Source organism: Salinibacterium sp. PAMC 21357 (assembly GCF_000247645.1).
GTDB lineage: Bacteria > Actinomycetota > Actinomycetes > Actinomycetales > Microbacteriaceae > Rhodoglobus.
In genome coordinates this window covers 260,622-277,592 of sequence record NZ_AHWA01000006.1, presented here as the reverse complement: position 1 = coordinate 277,592, position 16,971 = coordinate 260,622, and the positions used below count along the sequence as shown (strand labels likewise).

Sequence of the window (16,971 nt, the reverse complement as noted above, 5' to 3'; positions counted from 1 at the left end):
CTATGAGTGCGCGAGGGAGTCAGCGTTAGCTGATCGCCGCAGTCCACTTCTCAGCCAAGACTCCGGCGTTCTTCTCGGCCTGTTCTGCGGTCGGCGTCACGAGTTCGCCCTCGAGAGTGCCGAGAGCATCGAGCGCTGCGGTGTCGACGGTTCCGGCATCCTGCAGCGCCTGAATCGTGACCGGGTAAGCGCCACCGACGATGAAGAGGTTCTGCGCTTCGGGGCTGTAGAGGAATTCCTGCCAGAGACGAGCAGCCGCCGGGTGCGGAGCATCCACGCTGATGGCCTGGTTGTAGAAGCTCGTGTAGACCGCGCCGGGTAGCGTCGTGACCTTCCAGCCATCAACCTTCTGGGCAACCGCGAGGTTCGTGTAGCTCCAGTCGAAAGCGACCTTGGTCTCGCCGGCGGCGATGGTTGCCTCGGTGACGTTGACGGGGATGAAGTTACCCGCGTCATTGAGCTTCTCGAAGAATTCGATTCCGGCAGTGAAGTCGTCGAGCGTTCCGCCACTCTGAACCGAGGCGAGTCCTACAGCAGCGAAGGCTGCGCCAGCCTGCGTCGGGTCACCGTTGATGGCAACAGCACCGCGGTAGTCGGCCTTGAGCAGGTCGTCGAGGCTCGTGGGCTCGGGAACCGAGTTGGAGTCATACCCAATCGACATGCTGCCGGTGTAGTCGTTGACCCAGAGGCCGGTCGCTTCCTTGTTGTCCTCGGGAATCTCATCCCAGTTGGCGACCATGTAGGGAGCGAAGTAGTCGAGGCTGTCAAGGGCAACAGCGGTACCGAGGTCGAAGACGTCGGGCGCGGTGTCTTGGCCCTTGAGGTTGTCAGCAGCGGCGATTTCTTCGGCGCTGGAAACATCGGGATCAGCCGAGTTGACGACGATGTCGTACTTCTCTTCGAAGAGAGCCTTGATTTCGCCATAGTTTGCCCAGTTGTCGGGCAAGGCGATGACGTTGAGCTCGCCCTCAGCCTGCGCGGCTGCGATAAGAGCGTCCATTCCACCGAAATCTTCAACGGTGGTTGCGGTCGATGCGTCAACATCGCCCGCTGCTGCCTCGGTGGTGCTGCAACCACTGAGTGAGATCGCCGAAGCTGCAACGAGGGCAACTGCGGCGAGAGTGCGCTTAGTGAACAAGACTTCCTCCAACGACCGTCACGGCCGCCCGCGCTGTGAGCGGGCAGAGGGTACCGAAACGATCTGGAGTTGACGGTACGCAGCAGGATGCGTCGGCTCCTGTAATCCGGGTAAACGAACGATGAACGACACAAACACAGTGGGTCTCGAGTTTCCCTCAGTCTGTCCGCAGTGAATGTCGCCGTCGCTCGGTAGAGTCGAGCCGTGGCCGATTCCCTCTCTGCAGCGCAAGCGCGCCGAGTGCTGCTCGCCGCCCAGGGCTTCGGGCGCGGCACCGCGAGTGCGGCCAGCCCTGCGGCAACGCGCCAACTCAACCTGCTGTTTGACCGCATCCGGCTGCTGCAACTCGACTCGGTGAATGTGTTCGAGCGCAGCCATTATCAGCCCGTGTTCGCCCGTCTGGGGCACTATGACAAAGCAGCGCTCGATGCGCTGACGTTCCGTAAGCCAACGCCGCGCAGCCCCGGCCGCTACGTCGAATACTGGACCCACGAGGCCGCGCTCATTCCGCTCGAATCGTGGCCGCTGTGGCGCTGGAAAATGGACTCGCTGCGCGAACGCGATGCCGGGCGCTACGAATGGGTGCGCGACAACCAGCCCATGCTGCAGTGGCTGCGTGAAGAACTTGCCACCACCGGTCCCGTCACCGCCCGCGAGATCGAACACGACGCCAATCGCCGCACCGGCCCCTGGTGGGGCTGGTCTGACGTGAAGCAGGGCCTTGAGATGCTGTTCCGCTGGGGCGACGTGGTCACCGCTGGCCGCACCCGCTTTGAACGCACTTACGCGCTCACCGAGCACGTGGTTCCGACCGAGCTGCGCGAGCGCGAGGTGAGCCGCGCCGACGCGCATCGAGCCTTGATTGCTGAGTCGGCACGGGCGCTGGGAATCGGCACGGCATACGACTTCGCCGACTATTTCCGTCTGAAGAACGTCGACGTGCGCCCGGCCATCGACGAACTCGTGGATGCCGGCGAGCTCGTTCCCGTGACCGTACGCGGCTGGGACCAGCCCGCTTGGCTACACCGGGAGGCTCGCATCCCCCGCCGCATTGACCACGTAGCACTGCTCTCGCCCTTCGACCCCGTGGTGTGGGACCGCAAGCGTGCCGAGCGCATGTTTGGCTTCCACTACCGCATCGAGATTTACACGCCGGAACCGAAACGTCAGTTCGGCTACTACTCGCTGCCCGTGCTCGTGGATGATGCCCTCGTCGGTCGCATCGATCTCAAGACCGATCGGCACGCGGGTGTGCTGCGCGTGCAATCGGCGTGGCACGAGGCTGGGCTCGACGCTCTGCCCGGCGGCACGGGAGCCCTCGCCGAACGCATCGTGCCGACCCTGCGCGAGATCGCACACTGGCAAGGCATGGGCGAGATTGCCGTGACCGGCCGCGGCACCCTCTCCCCCGCTATCGAGGCAGAGCTGCAGCGCTAGCTAGCACCATCTGAACGCCGCGACTGCGGCAGCCAGAATCAGCTCCGTCGGCTAGAAGCCGCCGCCGATCTTGCTGAGACGCGCAACGCGCTCAGCGAGCGGCGGGTGCGTGCTGAAGAGACGATCCATGATGCCCGGCTTCGTCGGATCTGAAATCCACATGTGGGCCATCGTCGAGTTCTGCTTTTGCATCGGACGGCTGTAATCCGACAGCTTCTGCAAAGCACTCGCCAGAGCATCCGGGTGCCGCGTCGTCAACGCACCGGTGGCATCCGCAAGATATTCACGCTGACGCGAAATGGACGCCTGCACCGCCGCGGCGACGAGAGGCGAAATCACGAGAGCCGCCAAACCGACGACAATCATGATCGGGTTCGAGTTGTTGTTATTACCGCGACCACCAAAGAGGGTGAAGCGCAACGCAATGTCTGAGATGAAACCAACAGCGACAACGAGGCCGAAGACGATCATCGAAACCCGAATGTCGTAGTTCTGCACGTGACCCATCTCATGGGCCATCACACCCTCAAGCTCAGAATCGTCAAGCAGATCGAGGATGCCCGTTGTTGCGGCAACCGCAGCGTGCTCCGGGTCGCGCCCAGTGGCGAACGCGTTCGGCGCCGGGTCGTTGACGATGTAAACCTTCGGCATCGGCGTACCCGTCGTGATCGACAGGTTTTCGACAATGCGATACAAACGGGGGTTGTCGGCTTTCTGAATCTCCACCGCACCGCTCATCGCCAACGCTTGCTTTGACGCCGCGTAGTACTGAATCAGCGTGAAAGCACCGGCACCAATGATCGTGCCGATCGTGACTGTCAAGGGATCGCCACCCATCAGGAAGCTCAACGCAAAGCCAAGAAACCCAATAAGGATGACGAACAGGATGATGATCAGAACGGTGTTGCGCTTGTTTTTCGCTATGGCGCGATACATCTAAACTTCCTGGTCACGCAAGGTTGTGAGAACCGAATTAGAACTGAACGCGGGGAGGCTCAGCAATGGAGGCAGCATCCGCGACCTCGAAGAAGTCGCGCTCGTGGAAGCCAAGGTTGCGAGCGAACAAGGTGTTCGGGAAGATCTTGATCTTGGTGTTGAGCTCGCGCACACCACCGTTGTAGAAGCGACGGCTGGCCTGAATCTTGTCTTCAGTGTCAACCAGTTCACCCTGAAGCTGGAGGAAGTTTTGGCTGGCCTGCAGCTGCGGGTACGCCTCGGCAACAGCAAAGATGCTCTTGAGGGCAGACTGCATGTGGTTCTCAGCCTCAGCAGCATCCACCGGACCTTGAGCGTTCAGGGTCTCGGCACGAGCCTTCGTTACGGCTTCAAAAACGCCCTTCTCGTGAGCGGCATAACCCTTGACCGCCTCGATGAGGTTAGGCAGCAGGTCGGCACGACGCTTGAGCTGCACCGTGATGTCGCTCCACGCCTCATCAACGCGAACGTTGAGAGTCACCAACGCGTTATACGTCGACCAGAGGTAGATACCCACGATGACGACAAGCAGGACAATGACGCCAAGTACGATCAGGAATTCCATGGTTCAACTATAGAGCGCCCCCGCTGTGCCTGTACCGAGAAAAAAGGAGTCAGCTGGCCCCCAATCACGGGCAAAACGGTTATTTGCTCGGTTTTGTGCCGGTGATCCTCGACGTGACGAACTTTCCGAAGAATCGAGAACGTAACAGCGCGAGCGATGCGCGACGCGCCCACAGCTGCAACGGGGTGTGCGGCAGAAAGCCGCTAGCGGCACGACGGCCGGCCGCCTGCTTCTCTAGAACGACCGGCATCCATTCTTCTTCATACTCAGCGAAAGCAGCGCTGAGTTCAACACCGCTCGTGATCTTCTCGACGAGTAGCACTCCCCCAGCAATCGCCAGCGAAGCCCCCTGCCCGGCAAGCAGCGAGACCGCTTGGCAGGCATCGCCAGCAAAGACAACGCGGCCGCGACTCCACACCGGCAACTCCACCTGGGCTACCTGGTCGTAGTACACGTGAGCAGCGTCGGGGCACTTCTCGATAGCCTCATCGATATCGTCGCCCATACCTTGGTACGCGTCGAGAATGGCCTGCTGCGGGTCGGCAGGCAGAACCGTATCGGCAACCCGGTGCGCGGCGAACAGAGCCACCTTGCCGTTGCGCAGACCGTAGAGACCAACCATGCGATCCAGTTCATCGCTCGACACCAAGGCGTCACCCAATTTTTTGTGCAGCCGCGGAGAGTCGAAGGTATAAGCGCACGTGTGCATGCCCAGCTGCCGGTCGAACGCCGCCGAATCGCCAAAGAGATTATGACGAACAACCGAATGGATGCCGTCAGCCGCCACCACAATGTCGCCCGAGATCCGAGATCCGTCGGCCAGCACCGCCGTCACGTAGTCTGTGCGATCTTCAACTGACACGACAGCGCTGCCGAAGCGAGCATCAACGCTGGCGGGCATGGCGTCGAAGAGTACCTGCTCAAGATCTTGACGCATCAAGCTCATGAGTTTGCCGCCCTCATTCGCCGCCACAATTCCGTAGTCGATCGATTGACTGCGCCCATTTGGCCGCACGAATCGTGCCTCGCTGATCGGGTAGTGCAGTTCCCGCAACCGCTCGATGATGCCGATTTTTTCTGCCGCGTCATAACCGGGGCCAAAGAAATCAATCATGTAGCCCTGCGTGCGACGTTCAGGCGCAGCCTCGAGGAGAGTCACCTCCCAGCCCTGTGTCGCCAACTGGCCGGCGACCGTGAGCCCCGCAATTCCTGCTCCACACACAATGGCTTTGATAATCGCGCCCTCTCATTACTGCCCTAAAACCTGACGCAAATACTCGTTTGCAAATACCCGACCGGGATCGAGCCGGTCACGTATCGCCAGGAACTCATTGAAACCCGGATACGCCGCCGCAAGCGAATCGGCATGCCGATTATGCAGTTTTCCCCAGTGAGGTCGACCATCGTGGGCCATCATGATCGCTTCAACCTCGCGGAAATATTCACTCGGGTCTTCGCGCCAATACCGGTGCACTGCGACGTATCCGGTGGCCCGCCCTGACGCGGTTGAGAGCAGCAGAGAGTCCGCAGCCGCCGAGCGCACCTCGATCGGGAATGAAACTTTCCAGCGCCTGTCAGCAATCAATTTTTGGATGGCGCGTACGGCATCCGGAACGGCGTCGATGGGCAGGGCGTATTCCATTTCGCGAAAGCGCACGGTGCGATCGGTGACGAAGACGCTGCTCGACACATCGGTGAATTCGCGATTGCCCGAGAGCTTCACCGCAAGACGGTTAATGGGTGGGATGATCGCGGGCGCGGCCTTGCCCGCGGCGCAGATGGCGCGATAAACCCCGTTGGCCATGAACTCGTCATCGAACCACCGCGAAAACTTCGTGAGCGGATGCCGCGGCGCATCGCCAGGCAGACGCGTGTTGCTCTTGGTGAGGGCCGTCGTGGTGTGCGGCCACACGTAGAACTCGAAGTGATCGGTTTCGGCGCTGCGCTGCAGCCACTCGTTCAGGACGGTGTCAGCCGGTTCTGGTCGCTCCACCGCGTGCAGCAGAAAGTTCGGCACGCATTCGATCGTGACGTCGACGAGGACGCCGAGAGCGCCAAGCCCAAGGGCTGCTGCTGGGAGCAGTTCGGCGTTCTCGATCGCGTTGATGCGCAGCACCTCACCCGCAGCAGTGACGAGGGTGACGCCGCGCACTTGAGCGGCAATGCCACCGAACCGGGCGCCGGTGCCGTGGGTTCCGGTAGAGATTGCGCCGGCGATCGTTTGGCGGTCGATATCACCCATGTTGGTCAGGGCGAGTCCGAGCGGTTCGAGCAGGGCGGGCAATTGGTGCAGGTTGGTTCCGGCCCCGAGCGTGACGTGGGTGCCGTCGACCGCGATCACACCCTCGAGGGCTCCAACATCGAGGTGCACGCCATCGGTCGCCGCGATGGAGGTGAAGCTGTGGCCAGCACCCCACGCCTTGACAGTGAGGCCATGGTCGCGCGCGAAATTGATGGTCTCCACAACCTCGGCGACGCGGGTTGGCTGCGCCAGAAACTCGGGACGTGCCCGTTCTGAACGACCCCAGTTTCGCCACTGTGTGCCGGGGCGGATCGCCGTTGGGGCGGTCGGCGAAGCGGGCGACTCTGGCTGTGACTGCTGCTGCGGCATCCGTTCCGGCATCCACTCGGGTGCGCTCACAAAAACGCCTTGCCTTCGCCACGATACGTCGGCACTGTCTCAATGATGCGACCGTTTTCGACCACAGCAAACTCGTTGAGATGCTCCGACAGCTCGCCCGCTTTGGTGTGCCTGAACCAGACACGGTCTCCGACGTTCAGCGCTTCAGCGCCAGGGCCCGTGAGCGGTGACTGCACTTCACCGGCGCCCTCACGCGGCAAATACTTGAGGTCTGTTGGCCACGTTGGCTGGGGCATCCGATCGGCACTGGGATCACCGGAGGCAATCCACCCGCCGCCATGGACGGTGGCGATCTGGGGAGAAAATTTGCGATCGACCGAGAGCGCGAACGCGGCAGCCGGAGCCGGAGTGAAATGGCTGTACTGGTCGAAAAGGTGCGGGCCAAACAGTCCACTGCCCGCCGCGATTTCTGTGACTGCGGGATCGTCGGCGGTGGACTCGAGCGATCCGGTGCCTCCGCCGTTGACAAACTCGAGCTCGGCGATCTCGCGCACCGAGGCCACGATTTCGCCGCGGCGTTCGCGCAGTTCCGCGGCAGAAGAGCGCTGCACGGCATCGAGCACACGCCCGTACAGCGGCTTGCCCGGCGGACGATTGCCCACCCCCGCTATCTGCGCTTCATAAGCCATGACGCCCACCAGAGTGAAACCATCACGATCGACAACCGTGCTCGCCAGTGTTCGCGCTTGCGCTGCCGAGTGTACTGGCGACCGGTGCGCCCCAACGTGCCCAAGAACAGGTGAATGCCACGAGGCATCCACATCGATGCAGACGCGGATCGTCTCGCGATGCTGGGGCGAAAGCACCGAATCGACAAAGTCGAGGTGCTCGACCGAATCGATCATGATCGTCACACGTTCGGCGAGCGCCGGGCTGGTTCCGAGCGCGGCGATTGCAGCGCGATCCACCGAGGGATAGCCGACCACCACATCGTCAATGGTGTCGGCGAGCCAGAGCGCCTCAGTGAGCGTGTAGGCGAGAACACCGCGGTAGTCATCGAGGGCGAGTACGGCATCCATTACGGCGCGCACACGAATTGATTTACTGGCCACCCGAATCGGCACCCCGGAGGCGCGGCGCACCATGTCGGCAGCGTTGTGCGAGAGCGCGTCGAGCGACAACACACCGTAGGGCGTATCGAGGGCTGCGGTGGCTTCGCTGAGTTGCTGCCAGTAGTGCTCGGGATCGTGCCACAGGCTTGCGGGGGTGCTGAGCAGCTTCACAAAGTTCCTTCGGGTGCACGGCGGTGAGCATTGTCAACGCTGGTGAGCCCGGGTGCGGCTTCAGCGCCTTGGTTGCTCAACTTTCCCAGAACGCGGAGACAAGCACAACGAGCCTCGCTGCTACCCACCGCTTGACCTGCGCCGCAGGGTGCTCTTAAGTGGAGCAATGACTTTCGCAAACGTAGGCACCCTTGGAGTGAAGCCCGGCCACCGCGATGAGGTTGTGGCCATTCTCACCCGTCGCAGCACCGACCTCGATGGGGCCGGATGTCTCAGCTATGAGGTTGGCGTCAGTGACGAGCATCCCGACACCGTGTTTGTTTCTGAGCTCTGGGTTTCGGCGGAAGCCCACCAGCTGTCGCTACAACTCGCAAGTGTTCAGACCGCCATCAAGGAAGCGATGCCGTTGCTGAGCGGAGAGATGGGCGGCAACCGTTTCGAGGTAGTCGGGTCGCCGTTGCGTTCCTAGTGTTTGCGGTGGCTCTCTCGCGTGAAACCCGGAAGGCCAGCGTTCTTACGCATGACGCGCCAGAGCAGCCAGGCAAGCAAACCGATGCCCGGGAACAGGATGAGGGCGGCGATCCACAGCGCGGTCATCCACGGAAAAGTTGTGGGATCTCGCACGGTGACAACAATCGCCCAAACTGTGACGATGTAAAAGGCGATAATGCCCAGCACTATGACGAGATTTAGAGCGGTTAACTCAACCATGATGTTTCCTCCTTGGAGAAACCCTGATACTGGCTTTGCCCTGAGGTTACTCCCGCCGCGCTGACTATGCCACGCGACGCTCAGGGAAGATGAACCGCACCAGCAAATACCCGATGGCAGCACCAATGAGTTGCGCCGCGATGAAGCCGGGAGCTGAGGTTGGGGCGATTCCCGCAAAGGTGTCGCTGAACATCCGGCCGACGGTGATGGCGGGATTAGCGAAGCTTGTTGAGCTCGTGAAGAAATAGGCGCCACCGATGTACGCCCCGACGGCGATAGGGGCGAGGGTGGCGCGCCCAGTGCGCACGAGGGCGAAGATCACGACGATGAGTCCAGCGGTAGCCACGACTTCGCTGAGGAAGTGGCCCGGAGTGAGGCGCACAGTGGTGCTGACCGTGACGGCAGCCTGCCCGAACATGAGGTTGGCGAAGATCGCGCCGACGATGCATCCGAAGATCTGAACAGGAATGTAGAAGGCGGTGTCACGCCACGAGCGAAGCCCGCTGAGCGAGTCGACGATCGAGACGACCGGGTTGAAGTGAGCCCCGCTGACGGTCATGAAGACGAGGATGAGCACGCCAAGGCCGAACGCAGTGGCTAGGGCATTCTCAAGAAGCTGAAGGCCGACATCGCTGGGAGATAGCTGCTGCGCTGCAATGCCGGAGCCGATCACCACGGCGGCAAGACCAGCACTGCCCACGAATTCTGCGGTCAGGCGGCGGGCAAGGGTAAGGCTGCGGGGCGCGGTCATTCGGCGATCATACCGAAACATTGATAACTGTCTATGAATTGCCCCTTGGCCCTTAGACTGCTGTCTATGCCAGCGACCGGATCCCCCAGCACCGAGCGCGCAATCGCCGAACGGATCGCCCAGAGCATGCGGGCGATCGCCGACCCAACACGAGTACAAATTTTGCGCCTGCTGATGGACGCCCCGGATGGTCGTCGTGGAGTCACCGACCTTGCCGCGCGCCTCGGTCTTACGCAGCCCACCGTGAGCCACCACGTTCGCATCATGGCCAATGACGGCATCGTGCAAAGCGTTCAAGAGGGTCGCCACGTCTGGTATTCGCTCGTGCAGTCTCGCCTGAGTGACGTCTTTGATTTTGTGCAGCGCTCCCCCAGCGGCGCGACCGCAGCGACGGTGGACCCCGCTGTGCTCGCCCGAATTGCCGACGACCTCGCCCTACGGTTTGCCGGTGTCTTCTCGCGCGAAACCATCGCCGAATACGTGTCGAGCAGCTACGAACTCTTGCGTCAAGGCTCGCCGCGCGATCGCCATTTGTCGTCGCACACCTCACGCTTCGCGGCTGATCGACTGGGTTCCCTTGCCGATGCGGATGCCGCAGCAGGGACGGAGGCCGCGGCATCCGGCTCCCCCACGAGCGTGCTGTTCGTGTGTGTGCAGAATGCGGGTCGCTCGCAATTGGCCTCCGCTATTTTGCGCTCTCTTGCCGGAGACCGCGTGCGTGTGCTGACTGCCGGGTCGCAGCCGACCGAAACCATCAATCCCAAGATTGTGGCGGCTCTGGACGAGATCGGCGTTTCCGTCGATGGCGAATACCCAAAGCCGCTCACCGATGAGGTCGTGCGCGGTGCGGATGTCGTGATCACGATGGGTTGCGGCGACGCCTGCCCCATTTATCCTGGCCGCCGCTACCTCGACTGGGAGCTTCCCGACCCTGCCGATCTGGCGATGGATGGCGTGCGTGCCGTGCGCGATGACATCGATCGTCGGGTGCGCGAGCTGCTTCGCTCGCTGCCTCCGGTGAACGCTGCGTGAACTAATCGCGCCCTGCCCGCTCACCCCTCGCGCAATACATAGATATTCATCTATGCTTTAGCCATGACCACCGCAACTGCCCCCTCTGCTCCCACTCCCGGCGCCCGCAAGCCTGTCGTTCTCTTCGTGTGCATCCACAACGCTGGCCGCTCACAAATGGCAGCCGGCTACATGACAGCGCTCTCGAATGGCGCGGTCGAGGTGCGTTCGGGCGGCTCTGAGCCCGGCAACGAAATCAATCCCACCGCGATCTTGGCCATGGCCGAAGAAGGCATCGACATCTCGCAGGCAGTCCCCCAGCTGATGACAACTGACCAGGTGCAAGCCTCGGATGTTGTCATCACGATGGGCTGCGGCGACGTCTGCCCCATCTTCCCCGGCAAACGCTACGAGGACTGGGAGCTCGTAGACCCCCGCGGCAAAGGTCTCGAAGAGGTGCGCCCGATTCGCGATGACATCAAGGCGCGCATCCAGAGCCTGCTGGCGGAAATTCTTCCCGCCTAGGTGCGCTGCACAAAGGCAAGGCACCATCAGAACCCTTTTCGTAGTCGCGGACCCGGTGCTTGGTGCGAGTGAAATATTGCCCTTTCATCCCGGAGGATTTATGCCCGCACATCTTGTCGATCCGACCCGAGAGCACAACGGCGCCAGAATGCTGCGCCTTGTCCGCGTTCGGATGCTACTAATAGCAGATGCCTCAAGAGAGTTTCGAGAACGATGCCGATGAGTTGAGAGATCTCGCCCGCGCGGAAAAGCTATTCGGAGTTCTAGTGGGCCTTCAACAGAGACTCGACGCAATAACAGCAGTCCCCGGTGGTGTGCTCGCGCGGGAAGATGCGAACACAGCTTATGACCCGCTCTCAAACCAGATCCACCATCAGCTCGCCTATTTCAATTGATCATTTAGAGACTTTTTCGAGGCACTGTCAGAGCCACGGTTTACCGACTTCCTCTGGATACACCCTGATGCGGACTGCGATTGAAACAGCATCCACGGCGATTTGGCTCCTCGCGCCAAATAAGAGTGACAAACGAATCATTCAGGCCCTGCGCCTCATCTGGTGGTCGCACCAGGATGCCAGTCAGCTTGCCCTCGCTTTCGGCATGGAACACACGGCGGTGACGGAGCGTCTATTTTCGCGACTCACCGAGCTGCGTGACCTTCGACCCGCAAACCGCCAGCGCAAGTTGGACCTAGCCCCCATAACGACGACCGACATGCTGATAGCTGCGGACAAATCACAAAATTGTGATGTGACAACAATGACTCTGTTGACTACGTGGCGATTGTGCAGCGGAATGGCTCATGGCAACAAGGCGACCTCGCTAATGCTCTTAGAGCGTCGGCTGGTAGCCGGTCTCCCCAAGCACACATATTTCATGACTTCTAGTTGGGGATTGACAACAGTGGCTCTTACCGTTGCAGTCCACGCTCTCAAAACCGCCGTAGAAGGATTCGAGCGCCACGCAAAACGGCTGTCCTAGATAACACGGGCAACCTGGACCGGGAACTCGTTGCCCCGAAGGGCAAAGGAATCAATGACGTCCGCCCGATCGGCGATGACATCAAGGCGCGCATCCAGAACCTGCTCGCGGAAAGCCTTCCCGACTAATATTGCCCCGACCGGGACTCGAGCCCGACTGTGATGATTTTAAGTCATCTGCATCTGCCAATTGGTTAATCGGGGCACGCCCGACGCAATGCGTGGAGCATGCGATCACACTACTTAGGGGCGTGATGCGAACTCTTCGAAGGCGCGGCGTGGTTCTACGCGTGCTTCGAAAGTGGGTCGGGCCCGGCCGCGAACGCCAAGTTTTCCGAGTAGAAAGAAATTTAGACGAGGGCCGCCGGAACCCTTTCTACGCTTTCGAGAAAGCCTCTGGCCAGAGCCCCACTGATTGAAGGTACTCCGCAGCATCAGCCTGCTCGTTGAATTCGAGAAGGCTTCCGACCTTGTCCCGAAGCACCTCGCGGACCTCTGCCGGAGTGGCGAAAAAGAACTCCTTTCGAGAGTTGGCGCGGTTCAACGCTCGCTCAGCGAAATGTTTATGCAACTCGCTTTCAAGCGATACTGCATCTTCCGAAAAGAACAAGGTGTGCACATCGAAACGAAATGGCACGGAGGCGCCCCCAAGCTCATTCACACGGTCGATGGGATCTAACCGACGAGTGAGCCCGATTTTGACGACGTTCGCGCCGAACGCGCCGCGATTCGAGATCACATAGACGTAGCCAGCACGAATATTGGCGATTCGATAATCGTTCTGCGCGATGGCGTCGTCAATCGCTGCCAGTTTGCTCTCAAGGCTTGGGTCGGCCCGCCCGCCTGCGTGAATCACATTCAGCGCGTTCACAAGATGTGTGCGTTCCTTATCGAGGCGCTCCCGCTCGGCCGAAAGTTCTTGTTCAACTCGACGTTGCTCGCGCAGCTCGGCGCGTTGCTCCCGCTGCAGCTCGCGCTCTTCTTGCTTCTTCATTAGCCAGTCAGCGGTGAGTTCTACTTCACGGATGCGAAGTTCGTGAAACTCATCACTTATCTTCATATCCATCATTCCGCCTAGGCGTGCAATGGCCGTCCGGGACGCCTCGATCCGGCGTTTGGCGGTGACCACATTTCCGAGCTTCAGGGTGCGAATACTGTTATCCGCCTCACTGTTGTAGGCGCGAAGCATTAGCTTTCCCAAGTCGTCTGCCATTTTGCGCCCCTTGGCGAGCGAACCGTCGAACGTGAACATGTTGGACTTCACGATGGCTCGACCTGACTTCACGGTCTCAGCGATGGACGCCTCGATCGCAGTTAGGTCATCCAAATAGAGCACGGCTGATTCAAGAGGATGGTGGTAGCGGTAGATACCAACGTCCTGAAGCACGCGCTGATCGTCGAGGTCGATATGTTCCGCGGGCGAGGAGGCGTCGAGGCGGCTTCGAAGAGCCGCATTCTCGGCTTCCAGGAAAACAAGGCGCCTCGCGCGATCATCCGTAGTGTCTCGAACCTCGAGATTCGGAGCAGGCGTCTCGATCTCGCCAGCCGGCGCTATCTCGCTTGATTCATCGTCAAGCCACAGCTGCCAACCAGCTGGGGCCTCCGGCCATGTCGGATCTGGGGACCAACCGGCGGGTGGGCGCCAAGCCGACGGAGGCTGAGGCCATCCAGGCGGTGGATTGAACCTGACCGTCACGATCGTCGGATGCCCGTGGTTGCGACCGGAGTTAGATCAAAGGGGCTCTTCGAGACGGACGCTCCGAGATGGCCTAATGTCGCAGCCGGAACCACGTTGCCAAGATCGATTGTCATAAACGAATCCCGAGATGCTCCCACCAAAACGAATGGAATGTAGACGGACTTGCCCGTTGCCGGGCTGATTGTTTCCGTTCCCACCTCGAGTGAAATGGACTGGATGATCCCGCGTCGGTCCGCCTCAAATATTTCGTGAAGAGTGCGAAGAGCGATCTGGTTCACGACGTTCGCGTACCGCCCCTTGGCATCCTTCTGGGCCAGGGCAACTGTCGATATTTGGTCGGTCGCCTTTGTGTACTTGAAAGATTTTATTGCTGGAATTTTACCGGGGCCCGGCACGAGCGCTCGCACTTTTAGTTCTGCAGTGCTCGGCTCGAAATCTGCCTCGTGTTCAACTTCGAAATGCTCTGGATATAGCGAATTAGCGAGGACGATTCCGACGTATTCCTGCACGGCTCCTTCTGCTCCATAGCCAAGGTCCGCAATGAACTTGTCCACCGAGGCGTTGTGCTCGGCGACTTCGGACTCTTGTTCGGCCGACTCTTGGACGTAACGCTCACGCTCCTTCTCTAATTGGGCGACCCTGCTCGCCTCCAATTTCTGGTAGTCGGCGTCTAGTTTGGCTTGCCGACCCGGAAGCGTCTCCATCTCACTCCTCCAGCGGGCGTGAGCTGTCTGGAACTCCGCATCAGCGAGTGCTTGGGCGTCTTCAGTCTTCTTCTTCCGCCCGAAGAGGCCGGTTGCTTTTGCCGGAGGTTGAGGGGTTGGCTCCTGAGACGGCACAATTGCAATGGGCCGTGGTACGGGTGCTTCAAGGTCGGAATGCTCGAATTTCGGTTGTTCGAAATCCCGCTTCAGGGAAGCTAACTCAACGTAGTCATCGACGCTAAGAGTCGACTGAAGCAACGTGTCGAGTTCATCGTATATCGCTGCTAGCTCCGTGTTCTGCTCCTCGACCTGCGCCAGCATAGAAGCGACATGGGCCGCGGCAACTTCCCGCTCCATACGCTTGCGATCTGCTTCGGATGCCTTAATCGATGCAGCGATAAGGAGTTGTTCGGCGCGCTGAGCGGCTACCACCCGACGCTGCGCTGCGGCAGCGGCTCGCTGTCGCTGCTCCGCTTGTCTAGCCGCTACCTGATTCTGGTGCTGTATCTCCGCAAAGAACCCGCGCTTGCGTGCCATTAGTTTCCTATCTCCATTGAAGTTCTCTCAGTCTAATTGGCAACTTCGTCTGGGCGGAGCCGCAAATCTCGGGTGCTGACTCGACAGTTGGCCGCCTCTGCGCCGGATTACATACTTCGTGAGGAACTCATTTTTGACGTCGTATACAAGAACGGTCATAGCTGAAAGAAGTGGGCGCTGTTGCTGCGTCCGGCACCGCGGTCGAGGCCAAGTACGGGCTCAACTAACCCAGCCGAACGCTCCCGTCAAGCGTAACTGGTGATAAATCGGGCGCATTAGAGTGTCGGCGCGGCGGGGTCCAGGTTGCCACCAGTCGCCGCACCCCTTCCTGTACCGGTCCAAGGTCAAAGCGCTCGATCGTTGTGGCGTGCTCACCGCGCATCAAGAACTCCCCGAAAAGGAGTCTGCCGATTGAGCGAAGTGCGCGATCCGGTACCCCAGCGCTCGATAGCTCTTCCAGGGGATTAGCTGGGCGCACCATCCCGAGGGTCCCTCTTGGCAGGTGGGAAGTTCCGAATAGCCCGTCTGAGAGTGAAGCAACGATGATCTCATCGGGCTTGATGCCGTTGATTGCCATACGCCCCAGACCAGATTGCTGGGGCTTTCGGAGTTGGAGTTTAATAGTCACTTCTGTAAAGGCGGAATTGGTCACGGACGTCGCCACTTGTTCGATTTGCGCGTCACCTGCTTCGAGGTGATTTGCGTAGGGGACCTGAGACCTTTCCTCGCCCATGCGTTTGAGCTCCGCGAGGATAGTTCGGTCGTACACAATGGCGGTGATCCCGTAGGTGCCCGCCGCCTCGGTGACGTTCGAAGCGCGAATCAGCACCCTGCCGATGCGCACCCATGGCAATAATTCTTCAGCTGCGAGGTCGCTAAGTCTGCGGTGCAGCTTCTCCTTCAGGCCTGAAGCGTCGCTAAAGGCACTGGTCGTATAGAGATTTCGAAGACCGTCGACAAGGTCGCGCTGATCTCCGTCCATCGATGGTGTTCCATAACCCACCGTAAACAGGCAGAGCCGCAAGCCAAGCCGCTCCGCCTCCTTGAGCTCGTCGTGGGTCGCCGATCTGCCTGTCGGGGTTCGCACGCCGTAACGCGGGCCGAAAACGCCGACGTAGATACCGGATTGCCTCACGCCGTCTAAGTAGGCCGCTTCGGCAGTAATGTCCTGGGCACCAAGTTCGTGCTCGAACATCACCGGCAAAGCACCTACGGCTTGGATTGCCTCACGAGCTGCAGCACGTTCCTCGGGCATCGAACTGATCAAACTGCTGACGAACACTCGTTGTGCCGCACCCCACGATTGGAGCGCGAGAGTATCTGGGGCCGAATTGCTTGACTGGCGATCGAAGAGCAGCGGAAGTTGAGCATTCATGCTTCATTCGACCACACCCGCGCACAGCACGCTAGTGTGTCGACCTTGGGGCGTCAGCATTTGCCTAAGCGCGCCTTCGTCTCCGACCTGTTTTGCTCGACCGACGAGAACGGAGAACTGGTCGCGAAGCGTTCGGAACAGGAACTTGTCTTACACCAGCCTCCACTGAGGCGAGCAATCCCTCTAAGTGTTCGCATCGTGGACGTTCTGCGCCGACGAATCAGCGTCTGAGAGAATGCGATGCTGGTCAAGAGCAGGATCGTCGTCGGCACCTCGAAGAGCTACTCGTTCCGAGTTGTCCCATTCTCGGGTTTTCTCGTGCTCGACATCGCCCTGTGTGCGGGATGTAAGGCTGAGGAAGGACTGCACCTCGGGAACGGAAACCCACCACATAAAGCAGTCCAATTACGGCGACGGATGGTTCGATGTGGCCGCCTGCCGCGCGAAAGCGCATGTCCCTAATCGACGGATGACTTGGACACCTTGGTGAACGCTCTAAGTAACGATAGAGCTGCTTCAAGCGCGACCAAAGCGCGGGCACGGAACGGCTCGGCGGGGATTGAAATCGTCAAATATTTCTGTAGGTTATGAGAATTTAGCCCATCTTAAAAACAGTGCCCCGACAGGGACTCGAACCCTGACTGTGATGATTTTAAGTCATCTGCCTCTGCCAATTGGGCTATCGGGGCACGCCCCACG

17 protein-coding genes and 2 tRNA genes are annotated in these 16,971 nt (G+C 60.2%); 5 read left to right on the top strand and 14 right to left on the bottom strand.

Annotated elements, in window-relative coordinates:
• Nucleotides 1–25: 25 nt before the first annotated feature.
• On the bottom strand, nucleotides 26–1,138 hold the full coding sequence (locus ON14_RS13900; RefSeq protein WP_010205988.1) for an ABC transporter substrate-binding protein: 1,113 nt from the start codon (nucleotides 1,136–1,138) through the stop codon (nucleotides 26–28).
• Between the two features lie 204 nt (nucleotides 1,139–1,342).
• On the opposite strand from ON14_RS13900, the gene ON14_RS13895 reads away from it, so the two are divergent.
• Nucleotides 1,343–2,575, top strand: a complete 1,233-nt coding sequence (locus ON14_RS13895) for a winged helix-turn-helix domain-containing protein (RefSeq protein ID WP_010205987.1) — start codon at nucleotides 1,343–1,345, stop codon at nucleotides 2,573–2,575.
• A 51-nt stretch (nucleotides 2,576–2,626) separates the two neighbouring features.
• On the opposite strand, the gene ON14_RS13890 is transcribed toward ON14_RS13895, so the two are convergent.
• The 5 genes from ON14_RS13890 to ON14_RS13870 all read right to left on the bottom strand — a co-directional run bounded on the left by ON14_RS13890 (nucleotide 2,627) and on the right by ON14_RS13870 (nucleotide 7,979).
• The gene (locus tag ON14_RS13890) at nucleotides 2,627–3,511 is read right to left on the bottom strand and encodes a M48 family metallopeptidase (RefSeq protein ID WP_010205985.1); all 885 of its coding nucleotides are present in this window, start codon (nucleotides 3,509–3,511) and stop codon (nucleotides 2,627–2,629) included.
• Nucleotides 3,512–3,548: 37 nt separating this feature from the next.
• Nucleotides 3,549–4,115: a LemA family protein gene (locus tag ON14_RS13885; protein ID WP_010205984.1), complete on the bottom strand. Its 567-nt coding sequence runs from the start codon at nucleotides 4,113–4,115 to the stop codon at nucleotides 3,549–3,551.
• Nucleotides 4,116–4,194: 79 nt separating this feature from the next.
• A complete protein-coding gene (locus ON14_RS13880) occupies nucleotides 4,195–5,337 on the bottom strand; it encodes an FAD-dependent monooxygenase (protein ID WP_010205983.1) in 1,143 nt (380 codons plus the stop codon).
• A gap of 27 nt (nucleotides 5,338–5,364) precedes the next feature.
• The gene (locus ON14_RS13875) at nucleotides 5,365–6,726 is read right to left on the bottom strand and encodes a D-arabinono-1,4-lactone oxidase (protein WP_050993086.1); all 1,362 of its coding nucleotides are present in this window, start codon (nucleotides 6,724–6,726) and stop codon (nucleotides 5,365–5,367) included.
• Between the two features lie 26 nt (nucleotides 6,727–6,752).
• On the bottom strand, nucleotides 6,753–7,979 hold the full coding sequence (locus tag ON14_RS13870; RefSeq protein WP_010205980.1) for an amino acid deaminase/aldolase: 1,227 nt from the start codon (nucleotides 7,977–7,979) through the stop codon (nucleotides 6,753–6,755).
• Between the two features lie 166 nt (nucleotides 7,980–8,145).
• Here ON14_RS13870 and ON14_RS13865 point away from each other — a divergent pair, with 166 nt between their 5' ends.
• Nucleotides 8,146–8,448 carry a putative quinol monooxygenase gene (locus ON14_RS13865; RefSeq protein ID WP_010205979.1) on the top strand — a complete coding sequence of 101 codons (303 nt, stop codon included), beginning with the start codon at nucleotides 8,146–8,148 and terminating at the stop codon, nucleotides 8,446–8,448.
• Here ON14_RS13865 and ON14_RS13860 read toward each other — a convergent pair.
• Both ON14_RS13860 and ON14_RS13855 read right to left on the bottom strand, forming a co-directional pair.
• The gene (locus ON14_RS13860; RefSeq protein WP_010205978.1) at nucleotides 8,445–8,690 is read right to left on the bottom strand and encodes a PLDc N-terminal domain-containing protein; all 246 of its coding nucleotides are present in this window, start codon (nucleotides 8,688–8,690) and stop codon (nucleotides 8,445–8,447) included. The genes ON14_RS13865 and ON14_RS13860 overlap by 4 nt on opposite strands.
• 64 nt (nucleotides 8,691–8,754) lie before the next feature.
• The gene (locus ON14_RS13855) at nucleotides 8,755–9,441 is read right to left on the bottom strand and encodes an aquaporin (RefSeq protein ID WP_039743077.1); all 687 of its coding nucleotides are present in this window, start codon (nucleotides 9,439–9,441) and stop codon (nucleotides 8,755–8,757) included.
• A gap of 66 nt (nucleotides 9,442–9,507) precedes the next feature.
• Between ON14_RS13855 and ON14_RS13850 the strand changes: the two genes are divergently transcribed.
• The 3 genes from ON14_RS13850 to ON14_RS15900 all read left to right on the top strand — a co-directional run bounded on the left by ON14_RS13850 (nucleotide 9,508) and on the right by ON14_RS15900 (nucleotide 11,958).
• Nucleotides 9,508–10,473, top strand: coding sequence for a metalloregulator ArsR/SmtB family transcription factor (locus ON14_RS13850; protein ID WP_010205975.1), 966 nt, complete (start codon nucleotides 9,508–9,510; stop codon nucleotides 10,471–10,473).
• Nucleotides 10,474–10,536: 63 nt separating this feature from the next.
• Nucleotides 10,537–10,977, top strand: a complete 441-nt coding sequence (locus ON14_RS13845) for an arsenate reductase ArsC (protein ID WP_010205974.1) — start codon at nucleotides 10,537–10,539, stop codon at nucleotides 10,975–10,977.
• Nucleotides 10,978–11,439: 462 nt separating this feature from the next.
• Nucleotides 11,440–11,958 carry a hypothetical protein gene (locus tag ON14_RS15900; RefSeq protein ID WP_010205972.1) on the top strand — a complete coding sequence of 173 codons (519 nt, stop codon included), beginning with the start codon at nucleotides 11,440–11,442 and terminating at the stop codon, nucleotides 11,956–11,958.
• Between the two features lie 131 nt (nucleotides 11,959–12,089).
• Here ON14_RS15900 and ON14_RS15895 read toward each other — a convergent pair.
• From ON14_RS15895 to ON14_RS13810, 6 genes are all read right to left on the bottom strand, one after another.
• A tRNA-OTHER gene (locus tag ON14_RS15895) sits at nucleotides 12,090–12,162 on the bottom strand.
• A gap of 171 nt (nucleotides 12,163–12,333) precedes the next feature.
• The gene (locus ON14_RS13830) at nucleotides 12,334–13,344 is read right to left on the bottom strand and encodes a DUF4041 domain-containing protein (RefSeq protein ID WP_237719739.1); all 1,011 of its coding nucleotides are present in this window, start codon (nucleotides 13,342–13,344) and stop codon (nucleotides 12,334–12,336) included.
• A 305-nt stretch (nucleotides 13,345–13,649) separates the two neighbouring features.
• Nucleotides 13,650–14,897, bottom strand: a complete 1,248-nt coding sequence (locus tag ON14_RS13825; RefSeq protein ID WP_010205969.1) for a hypothetical protein — start codon at nucleotides 14,895–14,897, stop codon at nucleotides 13,650–13,652.
• A 223-nt stretch (nucleotides 14,898–15,120) separates the two neighbouring features.
• Nucleotides 15,121–16,179 carry a DUF4062 domain-containing protein gene (locus tag ON14_RS13820; RefSeq protein WP_158000098.1) on the bottom strand — a complete coding sequence of 353 codons (1,059 nt, stop codon included), beginning with the start codon at nucleotides 16,177–16,179 and terminating at the stop codon, nucleotides 15,121–15,123.
• Nucleotides 16,180–16,455: 276 nt separating this feature from the next.
• Nucleotides 16,456–16,665, bottom strand: a complete 210-nt coding sequence (locus ON14_RS13815; RefSeq protein ID WP_010205966.1) for a hypothetical protein — start codon at nucleotides 16,663–16,665, stop codon at nucleotides 16,456–16,458.
• Nucleotides 16,666–16,887: 222 nt separating this feature from the next.
• Nucleotides 16,888–16,961 (bottom strand) — tRNA-Leu (locus tag ON14_RS13810).
• Nucleotides 16,962–16,971 lie beyond the last annotated feature (10 nt).